The sequence below is a fragment of the Flavobacterium sp. genome, from assembly GCF_043778725.1.
In the GTDB taxonomy this organism is placed as follows: Bacteria; Bacteroidota; Bacteroidia; order Flavobacteriales; family Flavobacteriaceae; genus Flavobacterium.
The window spans coordinates 1-5,964 of the sequence record NZ_JAYWFT010000052.1 but is presented as its reverse complement, the minus strand read 5'-3'; the positions used below and the strand labels follow the sequence as shown (position 1 = coordinate 5,964).

The window sequence follows — 5,964 nt, the reverse complement described above, 5'->3', positions numbered from 1 at the left end:
AAAGTATTTGAAGACATATCTAACTTTATTACTTCACCATTATCAACTACTGGTAATAAAGTTAATATTTGGGTTAGAAATATTGCAAATTTGAGTGTCCCATCAGGTACTTTAGGTCTTGCTACGTCTTATTATCTTCCTACTACAAATGTAGGTGGGATTTTAGATGGTGAGATTTGGAAAACTATTCATTTAGGAGTTGACTCATATACAAACGTCTTAAATGGTACAAATAATTTCTATCACGGTAATGTTGCTTTTAATTTTAATGATCCAAGTATAAATTGGAATACTAATTTATCTATCAATTCGCCAAGCAATTTATATGATTTATATACTGTTATATTACACGAAGTTGTCCACTCATTAGGCTTTAATAGTTTCATAAATCAAAACGGAAATTCAATTGATCCATTTCCTTATTACACCAGATACGATACTTTTTTAAGAACTAATAATAACATTCCATTGCTCACAATCGGAAGTTGTAGTATGTATGATGTTAGCTTTAATTCTGCTGTTTCTCCAACAGTATTAAGACCAGGATGTACTTTACCAAACAATATAAGCACTGGTGTACTCAACAGCACTACTTGTAATAATGCAATAAAATATGTAGGTTCTTCAACAGTTCCTGTTTATACCCCAACTTGCTTTGAGCAAGGAAGTAGTTTAAGTCACTTTGAGGATATGCTATATCCTACTTGCGCCTCACCATATGCAAACGATAGTTACTTTGTATTAAGTAATGTCAATCTTTTAGGAACAACTAAGCGTTATTTAAAACCCGAAGAAAGGAATGTACTGTGTGATATTGGCTATAATGTTAAAACAACTTTCGGTGCTAGTTCTACAAATAACGGTTTTTACAATTATGGAGGAACTGCTTGTGCTGGTATTTCTGTTGCTGGTTTGAATGATGGAATAAATAGTAATGGAGATTACACTTTTGTTGGTAACGCAAATACCAACTTATCGATTAATGGCGCAATTATTCTAAACAATGATGTAAATGCTACTGGCTTTGAATGTTTACAAGATACTAGTGCAACTTCAACATTTTCTGCAACAAGTGGTACTTCATTAACTACAATAAATTTCAGTAGTGCTACAACTGGTTTACATATATTACGTTATGTTCCAATAAACGGTACTAAAAAAGGTAACATTACATACTTATACATATACATTCGTATACCAGCTAGTACAGGCGGATGCAATCCAACACCAAGTGCATGTAATTTGGTAATGAATGGTAATTTCGAACAGTTTTCTAATTCATCTGCACCACCAATAGTTAAAAAAGCCTGCGGATGGGATTCTGTTTTTCAAACTACAGGTGATGGTAGCGCAGTTGCAAAATATTTTAGTTCAACTGCTAATCCAACTTTTTCAAGTTGGAGTGTGCCCTGCAATTGGTATGGAAATCAATCTAATAATAATATTGGTAACAGCTATGCTGGTATTCAGATTTCTACTGGTGTTGGTGGTAAGCAACATATATATACAAGGTTAAGCACTCCTTTACAACCTAATACTAATTATCAATTAAGTTTTGATGTTTCTTTAGCAGATGGATTTAGTCATTGGGCTAGTAATTTACAAGCTTTTTTGCATAGGTCAAATACAACTCCTCCATCAATTTTAGCATACAATGCTAATGGTGATGTAAGTATAGTAAATAACGCATCAGATAGTACAACTCAATTAATTTCTCCAACAGTTACAAGAAACACAAATGGTTGGGATAATATTACATTTAATTTTACGACAACAACTGGTGGAGAACAATTTTTATATTTAGGTTTACTAAATAATGCTACGCTTGTTCCAAATACTCCTGCGGCCACTGGTATTGGTGGATGTAATTATCAATCTGCTGGCACTAATGCTTTTGGTAACAGACTAATAAGTTATTACATCGACAATGTATCACTAATTCCAACCAACGGAGCAGTTTTAAATTTACCAACATCAATTTGTAATACTCAAAACCTAAGTAACTTATCTTTATACTTAAATGGCACAACTGCAAATGGTGTTTTTTCGGGTACTGGTGTTACTCTTGCAAATGGCGTATATTCATTTAATGCTTCAGTTGCAGGTGTTGGGACTACTACAATTGGCTATACTTTTACAAATAATAGTGGTTGTTCAGTTACTTTATATGACACTATAAACGTTACCTCTACATCATCTAATACGATTGTTGTTGATGCAGTTAACGATAATTTCTCCAGTCCGCCAATAATTGGTGCAACAGGAGGTGTTACAACAAGTGTTTATGCCAATGATTTATACAATGGTACTGCTTCAAGTTCTACTTCATTACCAAATGTTAGTTTTGCTTTGGTAACTCCACTATCTATTACAGGTGCTACAATAAACAGTTCAGGACTTATTTCAATACCAGCTGGTACATCAGCTGGTACATATACACTAACTTATAGATTGAGTTCTATTGGTAACTGTAATTTTTCTGATACCGCAACTGTAACAATAGTTGTTACCAACAATAATTCTACACCAAACCTTGTAGCTGGTATTAGAGCGAACAACCTTGTCAATCATATCGAACTACAAAGTACTGGAAAGTCTATCATATCTGGAGCTTTCACGACTTACAATAATATTTCAAAACCTTACGTAGCTAGATTGAATACTGATTTAACTTTAGACCAAAGTTTTACTTTTGCAGGGAATCAAGGTGCAATGGATTTAGCAATTCAGTCAGACAACAAAATTATTGCAGCTACTTGGTCGGCAGGGTTTGGTGGTTCTAGTCTCGGTATTACAAGATTATTGCCTGATGGTGCAGTTGATACGAGCTTTAATGCAGGTGGAACAGGTATATCTAGAAATATTAGTTATACAAATGAGATGGCTTATGCTTGTGCTATTCAAACTGATGGCAAAATAGTATTAGGTGGCGATTTTTATTATTATAATGGTGTGCAAAGACTAGGTATAGTAAGAATTAACACAAACGGTTCGATTGATACAACATTTAATCCAACAGTATTAAATACCTATTATAGAAGTGTTGTAACTGGTATGACAATTCAACAAAATGGACAAATTATATTATTAGGTTTCTTTAGTCCACCAACAGCAGGAGCAACTCAAAAGAACATAATACGTTTAAATAGCAACGGTTCAATTGATACAACATTTTTAGCTGGCGACACTGCAGGTTCATTAGTATTTAATGTAGATTTAAGTGTTTCATTATATTCTCCAATAGCCAAGGCTGTGGTCCAACCTGATGGAAAAATTATCATTGCTGGTGCTTTCAATAAATATAATGGAACAAATGTAAAATCTTTAGTGCGTTTAACTTCAACTGGAGCTATTGATACAAGTTTTAATACCACTACAGGTGTAGAAAGAGCCATTAATGAACTTATTCTTGAACCAACTACAAACAAACCTATTATTGGCGGTGAGTTCACATTATTTGGTACAACAGCAGTAAAAAAACTCATTCGTCTGACAACTGCTGGAGCGTTAGACTCAACTTTTAGTATTGGAACGGGTACTACAGATTCTGCAGTGTATTCAAGCTGTCCTTTTTGTACAAATTATGTAAAAGCATTAAAACAACAACCCGATGGAAAAATAATAGTTGGGGGTAAATTCACTACATTTAACGGATTATCAGCAACCAACATAACAAGAATTTCTGGTTCAGCAGGTTTACAAGCAAAAAGTAGTGTTACTGAATTTCAAAGTGAACCTGAGATTGACACAAACCCAAATTTTAGTACTATATCTATTTATCCAAATCCAAGTAAAGGTATTTACAATATAGACCTAACCAATATAAAAGAGCCAACTACAATAACAATATTTAATATATTAGGCGAACTAGTATTTAAACAAGTACTTACTACTGAAAGCCAAAATCAAATAGATATTACAAATTTATCAAATGGATATTATATTGCTCGAATTGTAAATCAATCATTTGACAAACAACAAAAACTTATAAAAAACTAATTAATTAACTTAATCCTTTGTCAAAGTTGTAACTTTGACAAAGAATTTTAATAATAATAATCATGAAAAAAACAATAACTTTAATATGCATACTTACCTATATAATAGGTAACGCACAATGCCCTACTCCTTCAAATTTAGTTTATTCATCTGTAAATCAAGATGCCTTATTAAGTTGGACAGAAAATGGAACTGCCACCACTTGGGATATTACTGTAGTACCTGATTTTTATGTAGGTGCTCCGCTACCAACCGATTCTTATTATGTATCAAGTACTAATCCATTTACATTTGCAAATTTTCCACAAACAGGATGTAATGTGTTTTTTGTTAGATCACGTTGTTCTTTAACAGATGTCAGCCCTTGGATTTTTCTCACTACTCCAGGATGCGACACAAATGTTTATAACTATCTTACAACTTTGTCTAGTAATGATTTTTCTTTAAATAGTAAAGTAAAAATTTTTCCAAACCCATCTAGTAATATTTTGTTTATTGAAAATGTTGAAAAACAAATTCAAAAAATTGAAATATTTGATTTACAAGGAAGATTGATAAAATCAATTAATGAAAATAAAGACAAATATCAAATTGATGTTTCTAATTTACAATCAACAACCTATCTAATTAGACTTTCAACAGAAACAGGAATTGAAACTGTAAAATTTGTAAAAGAATAAAAAAAAACCCTTTGAAAATTTCAAAGGGTTTTTTTTATCTATTATTTATTTTTATATATTTGTGTTATAAACTTTTAAATCAAAACATTATGGCTTCAAATTCAGAAACAGGTCACAATAAAAATGTGGCAAACTTTAGCACAGCTTACCAAATTTTAGAAGAAATGGGTAATCTTTATAATCCATCAAATGCTAAAATACAATTAGTAAACCTCAACCCTATCCGTACTTCATTACATAATGTAATTACAGAGTTAAATAATAAGAAACCAATTTATAAAAATGCGGTTTCAGCTCGTGAAGTTGCCATTGCTCCACTTGGAAAACTAATGACAAAATCTTCTAATTATGCAAAATCATTAGACATATCATCTACAGATAAAGAAAACATAGCCAATCAAGCAAAAAAAATACGTGGTGACCAAAAACCAAAATCTGTAAATCCAGAAACCACAGAAACAGATGGTATTTCCACATCTCAAATGAGTTATGACAGCCGTATTGCTAATTTAGATACCTACACAACTCAATTGGCTTCTCATACAGAATATGCACCTAACGAAGCAGAAATACAAATTGCAAGTTTACAAGCATTACAATCAAACCTTGTTACATTAAGTCAATCAGTAAACTCGGCTGGAAATGCACTAATTACAGCAAGAAAAAATAGAAATGACATTTTATACAATAATCAAACAAATGTAATACAGCTAATCAAAGATGTTAAAGCCTATTTAAAATCTTTAGGCGATGCAGGTAAACCATATTACAATGCAATCGTAAAACTTCAATTCAAAGAAACAAAATAGAAAAAAGATAACACAAAAAGGCTACCGCCTTTTTGTGTTATTCTTTCTGTTTTTTAAAATAAGCCATAGAAAAATCCTAATATACAATCATAAATTTATAATAACGAAGGTCAAAACAACAATAATAAATAGTAAAAACCTAATATATAATCCGCAATTCCAATTATTAAAACCGCAACTTATAATAACGCATAGTGAATTAATAATAACAAACCTGAAACTTCTAATAAGACATCCGCAAAACCTAATATTGAGTATACAAATACTAATCCTTAATAGTAAAAACCTAATATTGAATAAATAAAATATAATAGCAAAAATTTAAATCCTAAAAACAAACCTTAAAGTAATTAGAACAGAAGAATAAAAGGCTTCTTGTAACAGCGGTTACAAGAAATGGCGAGAAATGTGCTAAATTCACGTTTATTTTCCGCAAGAAATTTTATCTTAGCAGAAAATACGCAGTTCCGAAGTTC

At 31.6% G+C, this 5,964-nt stretch carries 3 protein-coding genes; all 3 read left to right on the top strand.

Translation table 11 applies throughout. From position 1 onward, the window contains the following. Nucleotides 1–3,999: T9SS type A sorting domain-containing protein (locus ACH2CG_RS04520; protein ID WP_395062636.1), on the top strand; the 3,999-nt coding region annotated here is incomplete at its 5' end. Nucleotides 4,000–4,061: 62 nt separating this feature from the next. Further along, nucleotides 4,062–4,679, top strand: a complete 618-nt coding sequence (locus ACH2CG_RS04515) for a T9SS type A sorting domain-containing protein (protein WP_395062634.1) — start codon at nt 4,062–4,064, stop codon at nt 4,677–4,679. Nucleotides 4,680–4,768: 89 nt separating this feature from the next. Then, nucleotides 4,769–5,488: a hypothetical protein gene (locus tag ACH2CG_RS04510; protein WP_395062632.1), complete on the top strand. Its 720-nt coding sequence runs from the start codon at nt 4,769–4,771 to the stop codon at nt 5,486–5,488. The last annotated feature ends 476 nt before the right edge of the window (nt 5,489–5,964 follow it).

Bases quoted from the DNA above. Each gene is read 5' to 3' on its own strand.
- ACH2CG_RS04515 (WP_395062634.1), top strand. From the start codon at position 4,062: ATGAAAAAAACAATAACTTTAATATGCATACTTACCTATATAATAGGT.
- ACH2CG_RS04510 (WP_395062632.1), top strand. From the start codon at position 4,769: ATGGCTTCAAATTCAGAAACAGGTCACAATAAAAATGTGGCAAACTTT.